Origin of the sequence: Litorivita pollutaquae (genome assembly GCF_003205515.1) — a bacterium.
Classification (GTDB): domain Bacteria; phylum Pseudomonadota; class Alphaproteobacteria; order Rhodobacterales; family Rhodobacteraceae; genus Litorivita; species Litorivita pollutaquae.
The window spans coordinates 444,456-462,602 of record NZ_KZ826482.1 but is presented as its reverse complement, the minus strand read 5'-3'; the positions used below and the strand labels follow the sequence as shown (position 1 = coordinate 462,602).

The following is an 18,147-nucleotide window of genomic DNA, read 5'->3' as shown; positions in this document are numbered from 1 at the left end:
CCTTATGCTGAACGATCAGGACCGGATCTTTACCAATATCTACGGCATGCATGACCGCACGCTGAAGGGCGCGCAGGCGCGCGGCCATTGGGATGGCACCGCCAATATCATCAAGAAAGGCCGCGAGTGGGTCGTTGACACGATGAAGGCTTCGGGCCTGCGCGGTCGTGGCGGCGCGGGTTTCCCGACCGGTTTGAAATGGTCCTTCATGCCCAAAGAAAGCGACGGGCGCCCGTCCTATTTGGTCATCAACGCGGATGAATCCGAACCGGGCACCTGTAAGGACCGCGAGATCATGCGCCATGATCCGCATACTTTGATCGAAGGGGCGTTGATTGCCTCTTTCGCGATGAATGCCAACACCTGCTATATCTATTTGCGCGGTGAATATATCCGCGAACGCGAGGCGCTGCAGGCGGCGATTGATGAATGTTATGACGCCGGTTTGATCGGCAAGAATGCTTCGAAATCCGGTTGGGATTTTGATGTCTTTTTGCACCATGGGGCGGGGGCTTATATTTGCGGCGAAGAAACCGCACTTTTGGAAAGCCTTGAGGGCAAAAAAGGCATGCCGCGGATGAAGCCGCCGTTTCCGGCGGGCGCGGGGCTTTATGGTTGCCCGACCACGGTGAACAATGTGGAGAGCATCGCGGTTGTGCCGACGATCTTGCGCCGCGGGGCAGAATGGTTTTCGGGTTTTGGTCGCGCCAATAACGCGGGCACGAAACTCTTTGCGATCTCGGGTCACGTCAACAACCCTTGCGTGGTTGAAGAGGCGATGTCGATTTCCTTTGAAGAGCTGATCGAGAAACATTGCGGCGGCATTCGCGGCGGTTGGGACAACCTCAAAGCGGTGATCCCCGGCGGCTCGTCCGTGCCATGCGTGCGCGGCGAAAATATGAAAGACGCGATCATGGATTTCGATTACCTGCGCGGCGAGCTGGGCTCTGGCCTCGGCACGGCGGCGGTGATCGTGATGGACAAAGAGACCGACATCATCAAAGCGATCTGGCGGTTGGCGAAGTTCTACAAGCACGAAAGTTGCGGCCAATGCACGCCGTGCCGTGAAGGCACCGGTTGGATGATGCGGGTGATGGAGCGTCTGGTCAAAGGCGAGGCAGATCCCGAAGAAATCGACATGTTGTGGGACGTGACCAAACAGGTCGAAGGCCACACGATTTGCGCGCTTGGCGATGCGGCGGCCTGGCCGATCCAAGGTCTTATTCGTAATTTCCGCGACGAGATCGAAGACCGCATCAAAGCCCAGAAAACCGGCCGCGTCAGCGCCGTGGCGGCAGAGTGATCACGGTGCGTCGTCCAGATCATCATAGTGCCAATGGGCATGCTGCGTGGCGGGCCGCGCCGGTCGCTCAAACGCGCCCATGTGCTGCGCGCGGCGTCGCATTGCAGGTTTGTGCGGAGGAGGCCTCATGAAATATGTGACGATCGCATCCGCGCTTTGCTGCGCAGTGGCTTTGTCCGGCTGCGCCTCGCCGTTCAAGAAAAACCGCACGGTTTTTGACGGGTGGAGCTATAAATCCAAGCTTGACGTGTCCAAGGACGATCCAGCGCAGCTGACGGTTTCGGTCGCAGTGACAGCCGAAACGTTGGCGGGCGGGCGCGAGGCGGTGCGTCACCGCGCCAACACGCATTGCATCAAACAATACGGCAGATCCGATGTCGCGTGGGAGATGTCCCCCGACGACGAAAACCCCAATATCGTCGATGGTATGTTGGTGGTGAAAGGGCGCTGTCTCGGATGGTAACTGTGTTGAAACATAAGGGCTTTTTGCGGCGCTATTGCATAACAATGCCGCAAACTCCCATCTGCAAGGCAGATGGCGGGCGCAAATCCCTGCGCGCCGCTGTGAGCCATGCAGGAGTTTCGACAATGCATATACTGACTTCATTGACCCTCGCCGTGAGCCTGACCCTTGCGACCGCTGCGGATGCGCGCGCGGATTTGCGCAGCGAAAGGGATATCAATGACGGGCTTTTGGCCATCGGCATTGCCGATGAGATCCGCAAGAATTGCGGCACGATCTCGGCGCGGATGATCAAAGCCTATCGCTATATGAAGACGCTTGAATCAACGGCGAAAACGCGCGGATATTCCGACGCGGAGATCGAAGCCTATGTGACAAGCAATGCCGAAAAGGCGAAAATGCGCAGCCGTGGCGAGGCTTACCTCAAGGCCAATGGCGTGGTGCGCGCCAATCCCGAAACCTTCTGCGATCTGGGCCACGCCGAGATCGCCAGCAATAGCCGTATCGGCGCTTTACTGAAAGCAAAGTGAGACCCCATGTCTGACCTACGCAAGATCATCATCGACGATAAAGAGATCGAAGTGGAAGGGGCGATGACCCTGATCCAAGCCTGTGAGCAAGCCGGCGTTGAAGTGCCGCGCTTTTGCTACCATGAGCGTCTGTCGATCGCCGGCAACTGCCGGATGTGCCTTGTCGAAGTGGTCGGCGGCCCGCCCAAACCGGCGGCCTCTTGCGCGATGCAGGTCAAGGATTTGCGCCCCGGTCCCGAAGGCCAAGCGCCGGTGGTGAAAACCAATTCGCCCATGGTCAAAAAGGCGCGCGAAGGGGTGATGGAGTTTATTCTTATCAACCACCCTCTCGATTGCCCGATTTGCGATCAAGGCGGCGAATGCGATTTGCAAGATCAAGCCATGGCCTATGGCATCTCCGAGACGCGGTTTAAAGAGCCCAAGCGCGCGGTTGATGATATCAACCTTGGCCCGCTTGTCGGGACGGCGATGACACGTTGCATTTCGTGCACACGTTGCGTGCGGTTCACCACCGAAGTCGCCGGGATCAACCAGATGGGCCAAACCGGGCGCGGCGAGGATAGCGAGATCGTCAGCTATCTTAACCAAACATTGGACAGCAACATGCAGGGCAATATCATTGACCTGTGCCCGGTGGGGGCGCTGACCTCGAAACCCTATGCGTTTACTGCGCGTCCGTGGGAATTGTCGAAGACCGAAACCATCGATGTGATGGACGCCCTCGGCTCGAACATCCGCGTTGATACCAAAGGCCGCGAAGTCATGCGGATTTTGCCGCGCAACCATGATGGCGTGAACGAGGAATGGATTTCCGACAAGACGCGTTTCGTATGGGACGGGTTGCGTCGCCAACGTCTGGACAAGCCCTACATTCGTGAAAACGGCAAGCTGCGCACCGCCACATGGGGCGAGGCTCTCGCCGCCGCCGCCGCCGCGATGACGGGTAAGAAAATCGCCGGTTTGGTCGGGGATCTGGTGCCGGTCGAAGCAGCCTATGCGTTGAAGCAGCTGGTTGAAGGATTGGATGGCAAGGTCGAATGCCGCACGGACGGGGCGAAATTGCCAATTGGCAATCGTTCGGGGTACGTGGGCACCGCATCGATCGAAGACATTGATGATGCGAAATACATCATGTTGATCGGGACCAATCCGCGCAATGAGGCGCCGGTGCTGAATGCGCGGATCCGCAAGGCGTGGTCGAACGGGGCGGATGTTGCCTTGATCGGCGAAGCGGCGGATCTGACCTATGATTACACGCATATGGGCACGGATCGCGCAGCGTTGGACAAGCTGACCAAACATGATTTTGGCGCAGTCAAAGACGTGCCATCCTTGGTGATCGTCGGGCAGGGCGCCTTGCGCGAAGCAGACGGCGCGGCGGTTTTGGCGGCGGCGATGGATGTGGTCGAAAAAATCAATGGCAAGCTTTTGGTTCTGCACACTGCTGCCGGCCGCGTCGGCGCGATGGATGTGGGTGCGGTCACCGAAGGCGGCATGGATGCGGCCATCGACGGGGCCGAGGTGATTTACAATCTTGGCGCGGACGAAGTCGAAATCGACGCCGGGGCCTTTGTCATCTATCAAGGCAGCCATGGCGATCGTGGCGCGCACCGGGCCGATATCATCTTGCCTGCGGCGGCTTATACCGAAGAAAACGGATTGTTTGTGAATACCGAAGGACGCCCGCAATTGTCGATGCGTGCCGGGTTCGCACCGGGTGACGCCAAGGAAAACTGGGCGATTTTGCGGGCGCTTTCGGCTGAGCTGGGCGAGGTCTTGCCCTATGACAGCCTCGCACAATTGCGTCAGGCCTTGATCGCGCAGCATCCGCACATTAAAGGCGTGGATGAAGTGGCTGAAAATGCGTGGGAAAAATTACCCGATGGGGTGCTCGGCAAGGCTGATTTCGTGTCCGCGATCAAGGATTTCTATCTGACCAACCCGATTGCCCGTGCTAGCCAGTTGATGGCAGAGCTGTCGCAAGGCGCCGCAGCACGCGGCGAGAAAACCTTGGCGGCCGAGTGACGGTTTCGGCCGACATAAAACCGGCACTGGTCGCTTGTGGGGTGTTGGCGCTTTTGGGGGCCTGCGCACCCGAGGGACAAGAGGTGTCGCGCGGCGCGGCTGTGCCGGAGTATTTGGGCATTGAGACCCAGCTTCTGGAGGGGGATTTGGTGAATTTCCAAGTCTCGATGAAGGGGGCAGGCGGGCGCGCCGATGTGGCGCGGTTTGCGGAATGTGCGGCGGCGCAATACACGCTGATCCGGGGCTACGGATTTGCGCGCCACTTGCGCACCAATGTGACCGAGCAGGGTGGTATATGGCGAGGGGATGCGATTTATACCATCTCGCCGGCGCTGCCCCGCGGATTGAAAACGATCGACGCGGAAGTCGTCGCTGCGCATTGCGCGGAAAATGGAATACCGGCGGTATGAGGACCTGATGGCTGACTTTTTTACCACGACCACCCTTGGAATGGGCCTCTTGATTGTAGGTCAGGTTCTTTTGATCGTTGTGCCGCTTTTGGTGGCGCTGGCGTTCTTGATGTATGCGGACCGGAAAATCTGGGCCGCTGTGCAAATGCGGCGCGGGCCCAATGTGGTTGGTGTCTTCGGCTTGATGCAAAGTTTTGCCGACTTCCTAAAGTATATCGTCAAAGAGGTGATCTTTCCGGCGGGGGCCGATCGCGTGGTATTCTTGCTTGCGCCGATGGTCAGCCTGGTTATGGCGCTCATCGCTTGGGCGGTGATCCCGTTCAATGATGGTTGGGTGTTGTCGAATATCAACGTCGCGATCCTTTATGTGATGGCGGTGTCCTCTTTGGAGGTTTACGGCGTGATCATGGGCGGTTGGGCGTCGAATTCGAAATACCCCTTCCTTGGCTCGCTGCGCTCTGCGGCGCAGATGATTTCTTACGAGGTGTCGATCGGCCTGATCATCATCGGCATCATCATCTCGACCGGCTCGATGAATTTCTCCGACATCGTCGGGGCACAAGAGGGGCGCTATGGCCTGTTCTCTTGGTATTGGTTGCCGCATTTCCCGATGCTCTTCCTCTTCCTGATCTCGGCTTTGGCGGAAACCAACCGTCCGCCGTTTGATCTTCCCGAAGCGGAATCCGAATTGGTGGCGGGCTATCAGGTGGAATATTCCTCGACGCCGTTCCTGTTGTTCATGATCGGTGAATTGGTCGCGGTTGTGTTGATGTGCGCGATGACCACCTTGCTGTTCTTTGGCGGCTGGCTGTCCCCGATCCCGGGCCTTCCCGATGGCATCTTGTGGATGATCGGTAAAATGCTCTTTGTGTTCTTCATCTTCTCGATGGTGAAGGCGATCACCCCGCGCTACCGCTATGACCAATTGATGCGGATCGGCTGGAAAGTCTTCCTGCCCATGTCCTTGGTCTGGGTCGTTTTGGTGGCCTTTCTTGCAAAATTTGAAGCCTTCGGCGGCGCTTATGCCCGCTGGGCGATTGGAGGCTGATCATGGCAAATGTTGATTACCGCCGCGCGGCCGGATATTTCCTGCTGACAGATTTCATCAAAGGCTTTCGCCTGGGGTTGAAATACTTTTTCTCCCCCAAGGCGACGTTGAACTATCCGCATGAGAAGGGGCCTTTGTCCCCGCGTTTTCGCGGTGAACATGCGTTGCGGCGCTATCCCAATGGCGAAGAACGTTGCATTGCTTGCAAGCTTTGCGAGGCGATCTGCCCTGCGCAAGCGATCACGATTGATGCCGAGCCGCGCGAGGACGGCTCGCGCCGCACCACACGTTATGACATCGATATGACCAAATGCATCTATTGCGGGTTCTGCCAAGAAGCGTGCCCCGTGGATGCGATTGTCGAAGGGCCGAATTTCGAATTTTCCACCGAGACCCGTGAAGAGCTGTTCTACGATAAGGATAAACTGCTTGCGAATGGCGAGCGTTGGGAAGCCGAGATCGCCCGCAATCTGGAAATGGATGCGCCTTACCGATGAGCCTTATTTCGCGTCATAATTGCGCAACTGCCTGTGCCCGCATCGCCTGTATTGGCCATGAGGTGAGCGGGCCGTGCCATAGGAAGGCGACAAGATGACCGGCAAGACCCCGTTTGAATTGATGATGGAACAGGCGCAGGAGATGGCGAAATCCTTCAATCCCGCGCTCGAGAGTTTTTCGCCCAAGGGGTTTGAAACCCTTTGGCCGACGATGCCAAAAGAGATGATGGAATTTGCTTTTGGCAAAGGCATGAGCAAAGACGGGCTGGACGCGAAAACCCGGCTTTTGCTGACCCTCGCGGGGCTGACGATGCAGGGCGCGCAAAGCGATACGCAGGTGCGCATGACCGTGCGCCACGCCATTGAGGCGGGCGCCACAAAAGAAGAGATCGCCGAGACCATCGCACAGATGTCGATGTTCGCAGGCATACCGGCTATGACCCGCGCAATGGACCTTGCGCGCGATGTGATGGCAGACAAAGAGGAAGACGAGACATGACGGTTGCGGCATTGGCCTTTTATCTATTCGCGATCTGTGCGGTTTTGGGCGGTCTGTTCACCGTCATCAGCCGCAATCCGGTGCATTCGGTGCTCTGGCTGATCCTGACCTTCCTGTCGGCGGCGGGCCTTTTTGTCCTGATGGGGGCAGAGTTCGTCGCGATGTTGTTGATCATCGTCTATGTCGGCGCGGTCGCGGTGTTGTTCTTGTTTGTGGTGATGATGCTGGATGTGGATTTTGCCGAACTCAGGGCCGGAATGTCGCAGTATATGCCATTGGCCTTGCTCATCGGGGTGGTGATCTTGATGCAATTCGGCATGGCCTTTGGCGTATGGGAAAGCGCCGAGGGGGCGCAGGCCGCGCGCGGCGCGGTGGCCCCGACCGATGTGGAAAACACCGCAGCTTTGGGCGCCTTGCTTTACGACAAATACTTTCTGCTGTTCCAGCTGTCGGGTTTGATTTTGTTGGTCGCCATGATCGGCGCGATCGTTTTGACCCTGCGTCACCGCAAGGATGTCAAACGCCAGAATGTGCTTGAACAGATGTGGCGCGATCCGGCGGAAGCGATGGAATTGAAAAACGTGAAACCGGGGCAGGGGCTTTGATGGAACTCAAAATCAAAACCGCACCAATGCACGCGATGATCTATGACCGCGAGGAAACGAAATGATCGGAATTGAACACTATCTGGCAGTCGCTGCCGCGCTTTTCGTGATCGGGATTTTCGGTCTGTTTTTGAACCGCAAGAACGTGATTATCCTGTTGATGAGCATCGAATTGATGCTGCTCGCAGTGAATATCAATCTGGTGGCTTTTTCTTGGTATCACGGCGATCTGGTGGGGCAGGTGTTCACCTTGTTCGTGCTCACGGTTGCCGCCGCCGAGGCCGCGATTGGCCTTGCGATCCTTGTGAGTTTCTTCCGCAACCGTGGCACCATCGCGGTTGAAGACGTCAATGTGATGAAGGGCTAAGAGACATGGTCACGACAATTCTTTTTGCGCCCCTCGTCGGGGCGATTATCGCGGGCTTTGGCTGGCGGACCATTGGCGAGAAGGGCGCGCAGTATCTGACCACCGGTCTGCTGTTTCTGGCCTGTCTGCTCTCGTGGATCACCTTCCTCGGCCTCGGGTCCGAAACCCAACACATCCATGTTCTTGACTTCATCCAATCGGGCACCTTGGAAACCTCTTGGGGGATCCGCCTTGATCGTTTGACGGCGATCATGTTGATCGTGGTCACCACCGTTTCGGCGCTCGTGCACCTTTATTCCTTGGGGTACATGGCGCATGACGACAATTGGGGCGAGGGCGAACATTACAAAGCGCGCTTCTTTGCCTATCTGTCGTTCTTCACCTTTGCGATGCTGATGCTGGTGACCTCTGACAACCTTGTGCAGATGTTCTTTGGCTGGGAAGGCGTCGGCGTTGCGTCTTATTTGCTTATCGGGTTCTACTACAAAAAACCCTCGGCCAATGCCGCCGCGATTAAAGCCTTTGTGGTCAACCGTGTAGGGGACTTCGGCTTTGCGCTTGGTATCTTTGGTCTGTTTTTCCTCACCGACAGCATCAAATTCGACGATATTTTTGCAGCGGGGCCTGCCTTGGCAGAAACGACCCTTCGGTTCCTTTGGACCGACTGGAACGCGGCCAACCTTCTGGCCTTCTTGCTCTTCATTGGTGCGATGGGGAAATCGGCGCAGCTGTTCTTGCACACATGGCTTCCCGACGCGATGGAAGGCCCGACGCCTGTTTCGGCTCTGATCCACGCGGCGACCATGGTGACGGCGGGGGTTTTCCTTGTCTGCCGCATGTCGCCCTTGATGGAATATGCGCCTGAAACCATGGCCTTTGTCACCTTCCTTGGCGCTTCGACGGCCTTTGTCGCGGCGACCATCGGATTGGTGCAAAATGATATCAAACGTGTCATCGCCTATTCGACCATGTCGCAGCTTGGCTATATGTTCGTGGCGGCGGGTGTTGGCGTCTATTCGGTGGCGATGTTCCACCTGCTGACACACGCGTTCTTCAAAGCAATGCTCTTCCTTGGCGCCGGTTCGGTGATCCACGCGATGCATCACGAGCAGGACATGCGCAACTATGGCAACCTGCGTAAAAAGATCCCCTATACATTCTGGGCGATGATGATCGGCACATTGGCGATCACCGGTGTTGGCATTCCGCTGACGACAATCGGGTTCGCCGGGTTCTTGTCGAAAGATGCCATCATCGAGAGCGCCTATGCCGGCACCAATGGCGGCTATGCCTTCTGGATGCTGGTTGTCGCGGCGTTGTTCACGTCCTTCTATAGCTGGCGTTTGATGTTCCTGACCTTCTACGGCAAGGCGCGCGGCGATAAGCATACCCATGAACATGCCCACGAAAGCCCGATGGTGATGTTGGTTCCGCTGGGGGTTCTGGCGCTTGGCGCGATTTTCTCCGGCATGGTGTTCTACGGCAGCTTCTTTGGCGATCATGATAAGATGAACCGCTTCTTCGGCATGCCCGCACATCATGCGGCGGATGCAGGTCACGGGGCAACGGACACCCACGGCGCAGCGGCAACAGACACCCACGCCGAGGTGGACACCCATGCCGAAGCCGCAGATCACGGCGCGGCGGACGATCATGCGGCCCCTGCCACAGATCATGCAAATGACCCGCACGCGGCGGTTATTGCCCACGGCACCGCACCGCAAGGCGCGATCTATATGTCGCCTGACAGCACGGTGATTGACGACGCGCACCATGCCCCGAAGTGGGTCAAGGTCAGCCCGTTTGTCGCGATGATCCTCGGTTTCCTGACGGCCTATTGGTTCTATATCGTGAACCCTGCCATGCCGAAGAAATTCGCCGATGCGCAGCGCCCGCTTTACCTGTTCCTGTTGAACAAATGGTATTTTGACGAAATCTACGATGCGATCTTCGTCAAACCTGCCATGGCGCTCGGACGGTTCTTGTGGAAGCGCGGTGATGAGAAAGTCATCGACGGCACATTGAACGGCGTTGCTTTGGGCATCGTGCCCTTCTTCACCCGCCTCGCGGGGCGGGCACAAACCGGCTATATCTTTACTTACGCATTCGCCATGGTCATCGGGATTGTTGTCCTGATCACATGGATGTCGCTCACCGGAGGGGCGGAATAATGGATAACCTTCTTTCCATCGTCACCTTCCTGCCGGCGCTTGCAGCGTTGATCCTTGCGGTGTTTTTGCGCGGCTCGGATGCGGCGGCCAATCGCAATGCGAAATGGGTGGCGCTTATCGCCACGGCGCTGACCTTCCTTGTCTCGCTGTTCATTCTGGCCGAATTCGATCCGGCGAATACCGGGTTTCAATTCGTCGAAGAACGCGCATGGGTTGCGGGTTTGAAATATAAAATGGGCGTTGACGGTATTTCGGTGCTGTTTGTATTGCTCACGACCTTCATGATGCCCTTGGTCATCGCAGCGAGCTGGAATGTAGAGACGCGCGTCAAAGAATATATGATCGCCTTCCTGCTTTTGGAAACGCTGATGCTTGGCGTGTTCATGGCGCTGGATCTGGTGCTCTTCTATGTCTTCTTCGAAGCGGGCCTTATTCCGATGTTCCTGATCATCGGTATTTGGGGTGGTGCGAACCGGATTTATGCCTCGTTCAAATTCTTCCTCTATACGTTCCTCGGATCGGTTTTGATGCTTGTGGCGATGGTGGCGATGTATGCGGATGCCGGCACGACCGACATTCCGACGCTTCTGACCCATCAATTTGGATCGGAAACCTTCAGCCTCTTCGGGATGCAGATTGTCGGCGGTATGCAAACCTTGCTGTTCCTCGCGTTCTTCGCCTCTCTGGCGGTGAAAATGCCGATGTGGCCGGTGCATACGTGGCTTCCTGACGCGCACGTGCAGGCCCCGACCGCAGGTTCGGTGGTTCTGGCGGCGATCTTGTTGAAGATGGGCGGCTATGGCTTCTTGCGGTTCTCGCTGCCGATGTTCCCGATTGCGTCGGATCTGCTTGCGCCGATGGTGTTTTGGCTGTCTGCGATTGCCATCGTCTACACATCGCTCGTGGCGCTTGTGCAAGAGGATATGAAAAAGCTCATCGCCTATAGTTCTGTTGCTCACATGGGGTATGTGACCATGGGGATTTTCGCCGCCAACCAACAAGGTGTGGATGGTGCGATCTTCCAAATGATCTCCCACGGCTTTATCTCGGGTGCGCTGTTCCTTTGCGTGGGCGTGATCTATGACCGGATGCACACCCGTGAGATCGACGCCTATGGCGGGTTGGTGAACCGGATGCCGGCCTATGCGTTGATCTTCATGTTCTTCACCATGGCGAACGTCGGCCTGCCGGGCACTTCGGGGTTCATTGGCGAATTTCTTGTCTTGATGGGGATTTTCCAGGTCAACACATGGGTTGCTGTTGTGGCGGCTTCGGGTGTGATCTTCTCGGCCTGCTATGCACTGTGGCTCTATCGCCGCGTGATGCTGGGCGATCTGATCAAGGAAAGCCTCAAAACCATCCGTGACATGACTTCGCGCGAAAAGGCGATCTTTGCGCCGCTCGTCGTCATGACGCTCTTGCTCGGGGTGTATCCCGCGCTTGTCACCGACATCATCGGCCCCTCGGTTGAGGCGCTGGTATCCAATATTGACACGGCTCTTGCCCACGCCCCTGCGGCTGGCATGACCGCGTCCCACTGACGGGAGCCCTGAGATATGATCCAGGCTGATCTGAACACAATCGCGCCGGAAATTATTCTGTCGATCTATGCCATGGTGGCATTGGTCGGGGCGGTCTACACCGGTAAGGACAAGATCGCCGGGCCGCTCGTCTGGCTGACGGCAGGGCTGTTTGTTTTGCTGGCGGCATGGATCGGCCTTGGCAGCGGCGGCACGCATGACGCCTTTGGCGGCATGTTCAAAGACGATGCCTTCGCCCGTTTCGCCAAAGTGACAATTCTGGTGTCCGGCGCTGCGGTTCTGGTCATGGGCCAAGACTATATGTCCCGCCGCAATTTGCTACGGTTTGAGTATCCGGTTTTGGTGTCCTTGTCGGTTGTCGGCATGATGATGATGGTGTCGGCCGGTGATTTGATGGCGCTTTACATGGGCTTGGAGCTGCAATCTCTAGCGCTTTATGTGGTGGCGTCTTTGCGCCGCGACAGCGTAAGATCCACCGAAGCGGGGATGAAGTATTTCGTTCTTGGCGCGTTGAGTTCGGGCCTGTTGCTTTACGGTGCCTCGCTCACCTACGGCTATGCGGGGACAACATTGTTCTCCGGTATCATTGATGCGGCCAGCGGTAATGCGCCTTTGGGGCTGTTGTTTGGGCTTGTCTTTGTCACGGCGGGCCTTGCGTTCAAAGTCTCTGCCGTGCCGTTCCACATGTGGACGCCGGACGTCTATGAGGGGGCGCCGACCCCGATCACCGCGTTTTTCGCCACCGCCCCGAAAATGGCAGCGATGGCCTTGTTGGCGCGGGTCTTGCATGATGCCTTTGGCGGCGTTGTTGGCGATTGGCAGCAAATCATCGCGCTTATGGCGGTGTTGTCGATGTTCCTCGGCGCCGTGGCGGCAATCGGACAAACCAACATCAAACGTCTGATGGCCTATTCCTCGATCGCCCATATGGGGTTTGCCCTGATGGGCCTCGCGGCGGGCACGGCTTTTGGCGTGCAAGCCTTGCTGATCTATATGGTGATCTACGTGACGATGAATGTCGGCACCTTTGCTTTCATCCTGACGATGGAGCGCGACGGCGAGCCGGTCACCGATATCGCCAGCCTCAATCTGTTTGCCCGCGCCCATCCGGGTCGGGCAATGGCGGTGCTGTTCTTGATGTTCTCATTGGCAGGCGTGCCGCCGTTCCTCGGGTTCTTCGGTAAATTCTATGTGCTGCGCGCCGCCTATGACGCGGGTCTGGGATGGCTCGCGGTGGCCGGTGTGATCGCTTCGGTGATTGGTGCGTTCTATTATCTTCGCATTGTCTACTACATGTATTTCGGCGAAGAGGGCGCGCATCTCGATACGAACAAATCGCCCATTTTGTGGGGTTTTCTGGTCGCCACTGCTGCTGTGATGCTCATTGGTTCGGCATGGATGTTCGGGGTTGAGGGCGCGGCAGAGGCGGCGGCGGCAACTCTTGTCAACTGATCATACTCCGCCGGAGATCGAAATACCCGCAGGGCCGGATTGGCCCGTCGGTTACGGGCGGCGCATTCTGGCACAGGTCGACAGCACCAATGCCGAAGCCGCCCGCATCGCGCCCGAAATTTCTGGTCCCGAATGGATTCTTGCCAAATCCCAATCCTCCGCGCGCGGACGACGCGGACGCGCGTGGTCCATGCCGGCGGGTAACTTTGCCGCGACCTTGGTCATGCGCCCCACCGAGTCCCCTGATCAGGTCGCCCTGCGCAGCTTTATCGCGGCGGTGGCTTTGGACGAAGCATTCTGCGCCGCGACAGGGCGCAGCGATCTCTTTGCTTTGAAATGGCCGAATGATGTGCTGTTGAAAGGCGGCAAGGTTGCGGGGATTTTGCTCGAAAGCGCGGGCGCGGCAGGGGGCACCGTGTCGCATATCGCGATCGGTATTGGCATCAATCTTGCAGAAGCCCCCAATACGGGTCAGGTGGAAGAAGGCGCAGTGCGCCCCGTCAGTCTTGCCGCTGAAACCGGAACGCGGATCACGCCCGAAGCATTCTTGACGTTGCTCGCCGCCTCTTATGCCCGGTTCGAACAACGGTTTCGTGATTACGGGTTCGAACCGATCCGCCGCGCATGGCTTGCACGTGCGGCACGGCTTGGTGAAGAGATCACCGCCCGGACCATGCGGCATGAACAAAAGGGCCGCTTCGAGACGGTGGACGCCGCCGGCAATCTTGTTCTATCCACAGACACCGGTCGCCACACCATCGCGGCGGCCGAGGTATTCTTCTGACGGGAGGGCGCGCGCCCATGCTTTTGGCCATCGATTGCGGCAACACCAATACGGTTTTCTCGATATGGGACGGCGAACAATTTCTGTGCACCATGCGCACAGCGACGGATCAACGCCGCACCGCCGATCAGTATTTCGTATGGCTCTCGACGCTGCTCAGCCATCACAAGATCACAATGGATATCAATGCGGTGATCATCTCATCGACGGTGCCGCGGGTGGTGTTCAACTTGCGGGTGCTGTCTGACCGTTATTTTGGCTGTCGGCCTTTGGTGGTGGGCAAGCCCGAATGTGCCCTGCCGGTGGGCATGCGCGTGGATGCGGGAACGACCGTGGGGCCGGACCGGTTGGTTAATACCGTGGCGGGATATGACCGTCATGGTGGGGATTTGATCATCGTGGATTTCGGCACGGCGACAACATTTGATGTGGCGGATCAGGACGGTGCCTATATTGGCGGAGCGATCGCGCCGGGGGTGAACCTGTCCTTGCGGGCGCTGCACGAAGCCGCCGCAGCGTTGCCACATGTAGATGTGACAAAGCCCGCGCGTGTGATAGGAACCAACACAATCGATTGTATGCAATCGGGTGTCTTTTGGGGCTATGTCGGCCTCGTGAATGGCATCTGCGAACAGATCAAGGCGGAGTTCAGCCGCCCGATGAAAGTTATATCAACAGGCGGGCTGGCGCCATTATTCCAGCAGGGGCATGCGTTATTCGATGCCTTTGAAGATGACCTAACCATGCACGGATTGACCGTGATTTACGAATATAACAAGGAAAAATAACCGCTTATGAGCAGTGAACGTTTTATCTATCTTCCCCTCGGCGGGGCGGGTGAAATTGGCATGAATGCCTATGTCTATGGCTACGGGAAACCCGATGAGGAACGCTTGATCCTTGTCGATTTGGGCGTTGCCTTTCCCGATATGGACGGCACGCCGGGGGTCGATTTGATCTTGCCGGATATCAAATGGCTTGAGGAACGCAAAAACCGTCTTGAGGCGGTGTTCATCACCCACGCGCATGAAGATCACATCGGTGCGGTGGGCCATTTGTATGAACGCCTCGGCGCGCCGATCTATGCGCGGCCCTTTACCGCCAATCTGGCACGCGGCAAGTTGGCCGAATATGGCATTGCCGAAAAGGCCGTGCGGATTGCGGGCACTTGGCCGGAAACCGTTAAAACCGGCCCCTTTACCGTTGGTTTCGTGCCGATCTCGCATTCGATCCCTGAAAGCGCCGGGTTGGCGATTGACACGCCTGCGGGCCGTGTGATCCATACCGGCGATTTCAAATTGGACGAAACGCCTATCGTTGGCGAAGCCTTCGATCCCGATCTTTGGGCCGATGTGGCCAAAGATGGCGTCAAGGCGATGATCTGCGATTCGACGAATGTCTTCTCGCCCCATGCGGGCCGCAGCGAAGTGTCGGTTGGGCCCGAGATCATCAAAATGGTGGCGGATGCGTCCGGCATGGTGGTCGCCACGACGTTCGCGTCGAATGTGGCGCGGGTCAAAACATTGGCCGACGCAGGCGTCGCAGCGGGGCGGTCGATTTGCCTGTTGGGCCGTGCGATGCGCCGGATGGTCGAGGCGTCGATTGAAACCGGGGTGCTTAAGGATTTCCCGACGGTGATCCCGCCCGAGGACGTCAATTCCATGCCGCGCGAGAATGTCATGCTTTTGGTCACCGGAAGCCAGGGGGAGCGCCGCGCTGCCTCGGCGCAGTTGGCCAACGGCAAATATATGGGGATTACCTTGAAAGAGGGCGATACCTTCTTGTTCAGCTCGAAAACCATTCCGGGCAACGAGAAGGGCGTTATTCGCATCATCAATATGTTCTCCGAAAAAGGCGTGGATGTCGTCGATGAAAACAGTGGCGGGCATTATCATGTCTCGGGGCACGCCAACCGCCCGGATCTGGAACGGATGCAAGAGATCGTGAACCCGCAGGTGGTGATCCCGATGCATGGGGAACACCGGCATTTGCGCGAGCATGTGAAATTGTCGCAAAGCAAAGGCCGTGCGTCGATTTTGGCGGTGAATGGCATGATGATCGACCTGTCGGGCAATGCGCCCAAAGTGGCCGAATATATCGAAACCGGCCGCACCTATTTGGATGGCTCGGTGCAGATCGGGGCGCTCGATGGCATTGTGCGCGACCGGATTCGTATGGCGCTCAACGGGCATGTGATGGTCAACGTCATTATTGACGAAGAGGACCAACCGCTTGGCGATGCATGGGTCGAAATCATGGGATTGGCCGAAACCGGCCGCAGCCGTGCGCCATTGCAAGACGTGCTCGAAGAAGATCTGAGCCAGTTTTTGGGTCGGGCCAACGCCAAGACCCTGCGCGATGACGTGCGCTTGGAAAAAGAGTTGCGGACGTTGACGCGCAAATCGACTCAAAGCGAGATTGGCAAAAAACCCGAGGTCACCGTGGTGATCAGCCGTCTAAGCGCCTAGCAGCGGGTCATTGCAGTCATGAAAAAGGGCCGTAGGTGGATCACACCTGCGGCCCTTTGCGGTTTCGGTGTTGATTTTACAATGAGATCGGGGCAACGCCTGACGTGGTTTTCACCTTGTTGCGCCGTCTGCGGTGCACATGCGTTCGGGGAAATGCAAAACGCCCCCGCAACAATGCGGAGGCGTCGAAATATTACCAGAGTTCAAGTTGACGTTATGAGGTGCGGCGCTCATCAAAGCTGAATTCGATGAACGAGGGCATATGCCCGCCCATTCCGACGACACGATTGTTGTCGCGTCCTCCACCGTCATTGTCATTCGAGCGCGACCGCCCGCGTCCACCCCGGCTGCGGCGTGGTTTTTCTTCGGCTGCGGCGGATGTGTTCTCTTCCGGCGCTGCAGGGGCGGCGTCTTGCTGTGGAGCGTCGCTGGCATCGCTGGTCGTTGTTGTTACTGCGGCCTCGGGCGCCTCTGCCGGCGCGGCGGCCTCTGCGGTGGTGGTGTCGTCCTCTTTACGCATGCGACCACGCCCGCCGCGGGTGCGGCGGCGGGGTTTGGTTTCACCATCTTTTTCGCCCTCTGCTGCTTGGGCGGCCGCGCTTTGCGCATTGGTGGGTTGCGCTTCGCCTGCTTCATCGCCGCCGGGTTGCTCATCGGCGGTGTCGGCCGGTGTTGTGGCGGCGGGCGTTTCTTCGGAGGGCGTTTCGGGTTTGGCGTCCTTTTGCGGTTGCAGCGCGCCGGGAATGGCAAGACGCGGGATCGTGCTTTGCACAAGACGTTCAACATCTTCGAAGTTTTTCTCGTCACGCGGGACGCAAATCATGATGGCAGTGCCGTCTTTACCGGCGCGGCCGGTGCGACCGATGCGGTGGACGTAATCTTCGGCGTGGCTTGGCACATCGAAGTTGAACACATGGCTGACGTTCGGGATGTCGAGCCCGCGCGCGGCCACATCCGAGGCCACAAGGAAGCGCAGCGTGCCGTCGCGGAAGGCATCCAACGTGCGCATCCGTGCCGATTGCTCCAGGTCGCCATGGATCGGCGCGGCGTCGAGGCCGTATTTTTTCATCGATTTTGCAACCGCATCCACGTCCAGTTTGCGATTGCAGAAGATGATCGCGTTGCGGCATTTGTCGCCTTCGGATTCGATCAGGTCACGCAACAACTTGCGCTTTTCGCTGGCTTCGCGGTCTTTACGCGAGGCTTTGAACATGACTACGCCTTGGGTGATATTTTCCGATGCGGTGGCTTGGCGCGCCACTTCGATGCGGGCCGGTGCCGAGAGGAAAGTATTGGTGATCCGCTCGATTTCCGGCGCCATCGTGGCCGAGAAAAACAGGGTTTGGCGGGTGAAGGGCGTCAGCGAGAAGATGCGTTCGATATCGGGGATGAACCCCATGTCGAGCATCCGGTCAGCTTCGTCCACCACCATGATCTGCACGCCGGTCAGCAACAATTTGCCGCGTTCGAAATGGTCGAGAAGCCGGCCGGGGGTGGCAATCAGAACGTCAACGCCGCGATCGATCAATTGGTCTTGCTCTTTGAACGAGACACCGCCGATGAGCAGAGCTTTGGTCAGCTTGAGATGCTTGGTGTAGGTGTCGAAGTTTTCAGCCACCTGCGCGGCCAATTCGCGGGTCGGGCAAAGCACAAGGCTGCGCGGCATACGGGCGCGGGCGCGGCCCCGGGCCAGCATCGTAATCATCGGCAGCGTGAAGCTGGCGGTTTTGCCGGTGCCGGTTTGCGCGATGCCAAGCACGTCCTTGCCTTCGAGAGCCGGGGGAATCGCACCCGCTTGGATCGGCGTGGGGCTTTCATAGCCAGCCTCGGCGATGGCTTTGAGGACCTTGGGGTTTAGATTGAGATCAGTAAATTTTGTCATGCTTATCCGTGGTTTGCGGACATAGCTTGGCCCGCACATCTATCTGGGGTCAGGCCCCTTTGGCCCAGTGGTTATCCACATCTTGCGACCCACGGCGCAGAT

Annotated in this window: 17 protein-coding genes; 16 read left to right on the top strand and 1 reads right to left on the bottom strand. The window is 57.8% G+C overall.

Annotation, left to right across the window (positions count from 1 at the left end):
• The first annotated feature begins 4 nt into the window (after window positions 1-4).
• The 16 genes from nuoF (at window position 5) to DI396_RS05995 (ending at window position 16,163) form a co-directional block, all read left to right on the top strand.
• Entirely contained in the window at window positions 5-1,303 is a 1,299-nt protein-coding gene (nuoF, locus tag DI396_RS06070; RefSeq protein ID WP_110795266.1) for an NADH-quinone oxidoreductase subunit NuoF, read from the top strand.
• Between the two features lie 127 nt (window positions 1,304-1,430).
• Complete coding sequence (locus DI396_RS06065; RefSeq protein WP_110795265.1) at window positions 1,431-1,766, top strand: hypothetical protein; 336 nt, start codon at window positions 1,431-1,433, stop codon at window positions 1,764-1,766.
• A gap of 125 nt (window positions 1,767-1,891) precedes the next feature.
• Window positions 1,892-2,296 (top strand): DUF5333 domain-containing protein, encoded by a 405-nt coding sequence (locus DI396_RS06060; protein ID WP_110795401.1) that lies wholly within the window; start codon window positions 1,892-1,894, stop codon window positions 2,294-2,296.
• A gap of 6 nt (window positions 2,297-2,302) precedes the next feature.
• The gene (nuoG, locus tag DI396_RS06055) at window positions 2,303-4,321 is read left to right on the top strand and encodes an NADH-quinone oxidoreductase subunit NuoG (RefSeq protein ID WP_110795264.1); all 2,019 of its coding nucleotides are present in this window, start codon (window positions 2,303-2,305) and stop codon (window positions 4,319-4,321) included.
• 14 nt (window positions 4,322-4,335) lie between these two features.
• Entirely contained in the window at window positions 4,336-4,731 is a 396-nt protein-coding gene (locus DI396_RS06050) for a hypothetical protein (protein WP_407936298.1), read from the top strand.
• Window positions 4,732-4,738: 7 nt separating this feature from the next.
• A complete protein-coding gene (nuoH, locus tag DI396_RS06045; protein WP_110795400.1) occupies window positions 4,739-5,779 on the top strand; it encodes an NADH-quinone oxidoreductase subunit NuoH in 1,041 nt (346 codons plus the stop codon).
• 2 nt (window positions 5,780-5,781) lie between these two features.
• The gene (nuoI, locus tag DI396_RS06040) at window positions 5,782-6,276 is read left to right on the top strand and encodes an NADH-quinone oxidoreductase subunit NuoI (RefSeq protein WP_110795262.1); all 495 of its coding nucleotides are present in this window, start codon (window positions 5,782-5,784) and stop codon (window positions 6,274-6,276) included.
• 94 nt (window positions 6,277-6,370) lie between these two features.
• The gene (locus DI396_RS06035; RefSeq protein ID WP_110795261.1) at window positions 6,371-6,775 is read left to right on the top strand and encodes a carboxymuconolactone decarboxylase family protein; all 405 of its coding nucleotides are present in this window, start codon (window positions 6,371-6,373) and stop codon (window positions 6,773-6,775) included.
• Window positions 6,772-7,380, top strand: a complete 609-nt coding sequence (locus tag DI396_RS06030) for an NADH-quinone oxidoreductase subunit J (RefSeq protein ID WP_110795260.1) — start codon at window positions 6,772-6,774, stop codon at window positions 7,378-7,380. The genes DI396_RS06035 and DI396_RS06030 overlap by 4 nt, the downstream gene beginning before the upstream one ends.
• Before the next feature lie 61 nt (window positions 7,381-7,441).
• On the top strand, window positions 7,442-7,747 hold the full coding sequence (gene nuoK / locus DI396_RS06025) for an NADH-quinone oxidoreductase subunit NuoK (protein ID WP_110795259.1): 306 nt from the start codon (window positions 7,442-7,444) through the stop codon (window positions 7,745-7,747).
• Window positions 7,748-7,752: 5 nt separating this feature from the next.
• Window positions 7,753-9,918, top strand: coding sequence for an NADH-quinone oxidoreductase subunit L (gene nuoL, locus DI396_RS06020; RefSeq protein WP_110795258.1), 2,166 nt, complete (start codon window positions 7,753-7,755; stop codon window positions 9,916-9,918).
• A complete protein-coding gene (locus DI396_RS06015) occupies window positions 9,918-11,459 on the top strand; it encodes an NADH-quinone oxidoreductase subunit M (RefSeq protein ID WP_110795257.1) in 1,542 nt (513 codons plus the stop codon). Before nuoL ends, DI396_RS06015 begins: the two co-directional genes overlap by 1 nt.
• Window positions 11,460-11,474: 15 nt before the next feature.
• Window positions 11,475-12,911 carry an NADH-quinone oxidoreductase subunit NuoN gene (gene nuoN, locus DI396_RS06010; protein ID WP_204362800.1) on the top strand — a complete coding sequence of 479 codons (1,437 nt, stop codon included), beginning with the start codon at window positions 11,475-11,477 and terminating at the stop codon, window positions 12,909-12,911.
• A gap of 22 nt (window positions 12,912-12,933) precedes the next feature.
• A complete protein-coding gene (locus DI396_RS06005; RefSeq protein ID WP_110795399.1) occupies window positions 12,934-13,695 on the top strand; it encodes a biotin--[acetyl-CoA-carboxylase] ligase in 762 nt (253 codons plus the stop codon).
• 17 nt (window positions 13,696-13,712) lie between these two features.
• Complete coding sequence (locus DI396_RS06000; RefSeq protein ID WP_110795256.1) at window positions 13,713-14,483, top strand: type III pantothenate kinase; 771 nt, start codon at window positions 13,713-13,715, stop codon at window positions 14,481-14,483.
• A gap of 6 nt (window positions 14,484-14,489) precedes the next feature.
• Window positions 14,490-16,163 carry a ribonuclease J gene (locus DI396_RS05995; protein WP_110795255.1) on the top strand — a complete coding sequence of 558 codons (1,674 nt, stop codon included), beginning with the start codon at window positions 14,490-14,492 and terminating at the stop codon, window positions 16,161-16,163.
• Window positions 16,164-16,377: 214 nt separating this feature from the next.
• On the opposite strand, the gene DI396_RS05990 is transcribed toward DI396_RS05995, so the two are convergent.
• Window positions 16,378-18,045, bottom strand: a complete 1,668-nt coding sequence (locus DI396_RS05990; RefSeq protein WP_110795254.1) for a DEAD/DEAH box helicase — start codon at window positions 18,043-18,045, stop codon at window positions 16,378-16,380.
• Window positions 18,046-18,147 lie beyond the last annotated feature (102 nt).

Excerpts from the sequence above, each read along its gene's own strand:
- nuoF (WP_110795266.1), top strand. The coding sequence starts at position 5 with ATGCTGAACGATCAGGACCGGATCTTTACCAATATCTACGGCATGCAT.
- DI396_RS06065 (WP_110795265.1), top strand. The coding sequence starts at position 1,431 with ATGAAATATGTGACGATCGCATCCGCGCTTTGCTGCGCAGTGGCTTTG.
- DI396_RS06060 (WP_110795401.1), top strand. The coding sequence starts at position 1,892 with ATGCATATACTGACTTCATTGACCCTCGCCGTGAGCCTGACCCTTGCG.
- nuoG (WP_110795264.1), top strand. The coding sequence starts at position 2,303 with ATGTCTGACCTACGCAAGATCATCATCGACGATAAAGAGATCGAAGTG.
- nuoH (WP_110795400.1), top strand. The coding sequence starts at position 4,739 with ATGGCTGACTTTTTTACCACGACCACCCTTGGAATGGGCCTCTTGATT.
- nuoI (WP_110795262.1), top strand. The coding sequence starts at position 5,782 with ATGGCAAATGTTGATTACCGCCGCGCGGCCGGATATTTCCTGCTGACA.
- DI396_RS06035 (WP_110795261.1), top strand. The coding sequence starts at position 6,371 with ATGACCGGCAAGACCCCGTTTGAATTGATGATGGAACAGGCGCAGGAG.
- DI396_RS06030 (WP_110795260.1), top strand. The coding sequence starts at position 6,772 with ATGACGGTTGCGGCATTGGCCTTTTATCTATTCGCGATCTGTGCGGTT.
- nuoK (WP_110795259.1), top strand. The coding sequence starts at position 7,442 with ATGATCGGAATTGAACACTATCTGGCAGTCGCTGCCGCGCTTTTCGTG.
- nuoL (WP_110795258.1), top strand. The coding sequence starts at position 7,753 with ATGGTCACGACAATTCTTTTTGCGCCCCTCGTCGGGGCGATTATCGCG.
- DI396_RS06015 (WP_110795257.1), top strand. The coding sequence starts at position 9,918 with ATGGATAACCTTCTTTCCATCGTCACCTTCCTGCCGGCGCTTGCAGCG.
- nuoN (WP_204362800.1), top strand. The coding sequence starts at position 11,475 with ATGATCCAGGCTGATCTGAACACAATCGCGCCGGAAATTATTCTGTCG.
- DI396_RS06000 (WP_110795256.1), top strand. The coding sequence starts at position 13,713 with ATGCTTTTGGCCATCGATTGCGGCAACACCAATACGGTTTTCTCGATA.
- DI396_RS05995 (WP_110795255.1), top strand. The coding sequence starts at position 14,490 with ATGAGCAGTGAACGTTTTATCTATCTTCCCCTCGGCGGGGCGGGTGAA.
- DI396_RS05990 (WP_110795254.1), bottom strand. The coding sequence starts at position 18,045 with ATGACAAAATTTACTGATCTCAATCTAAACCCCAAGGTCCTCAAAGCC.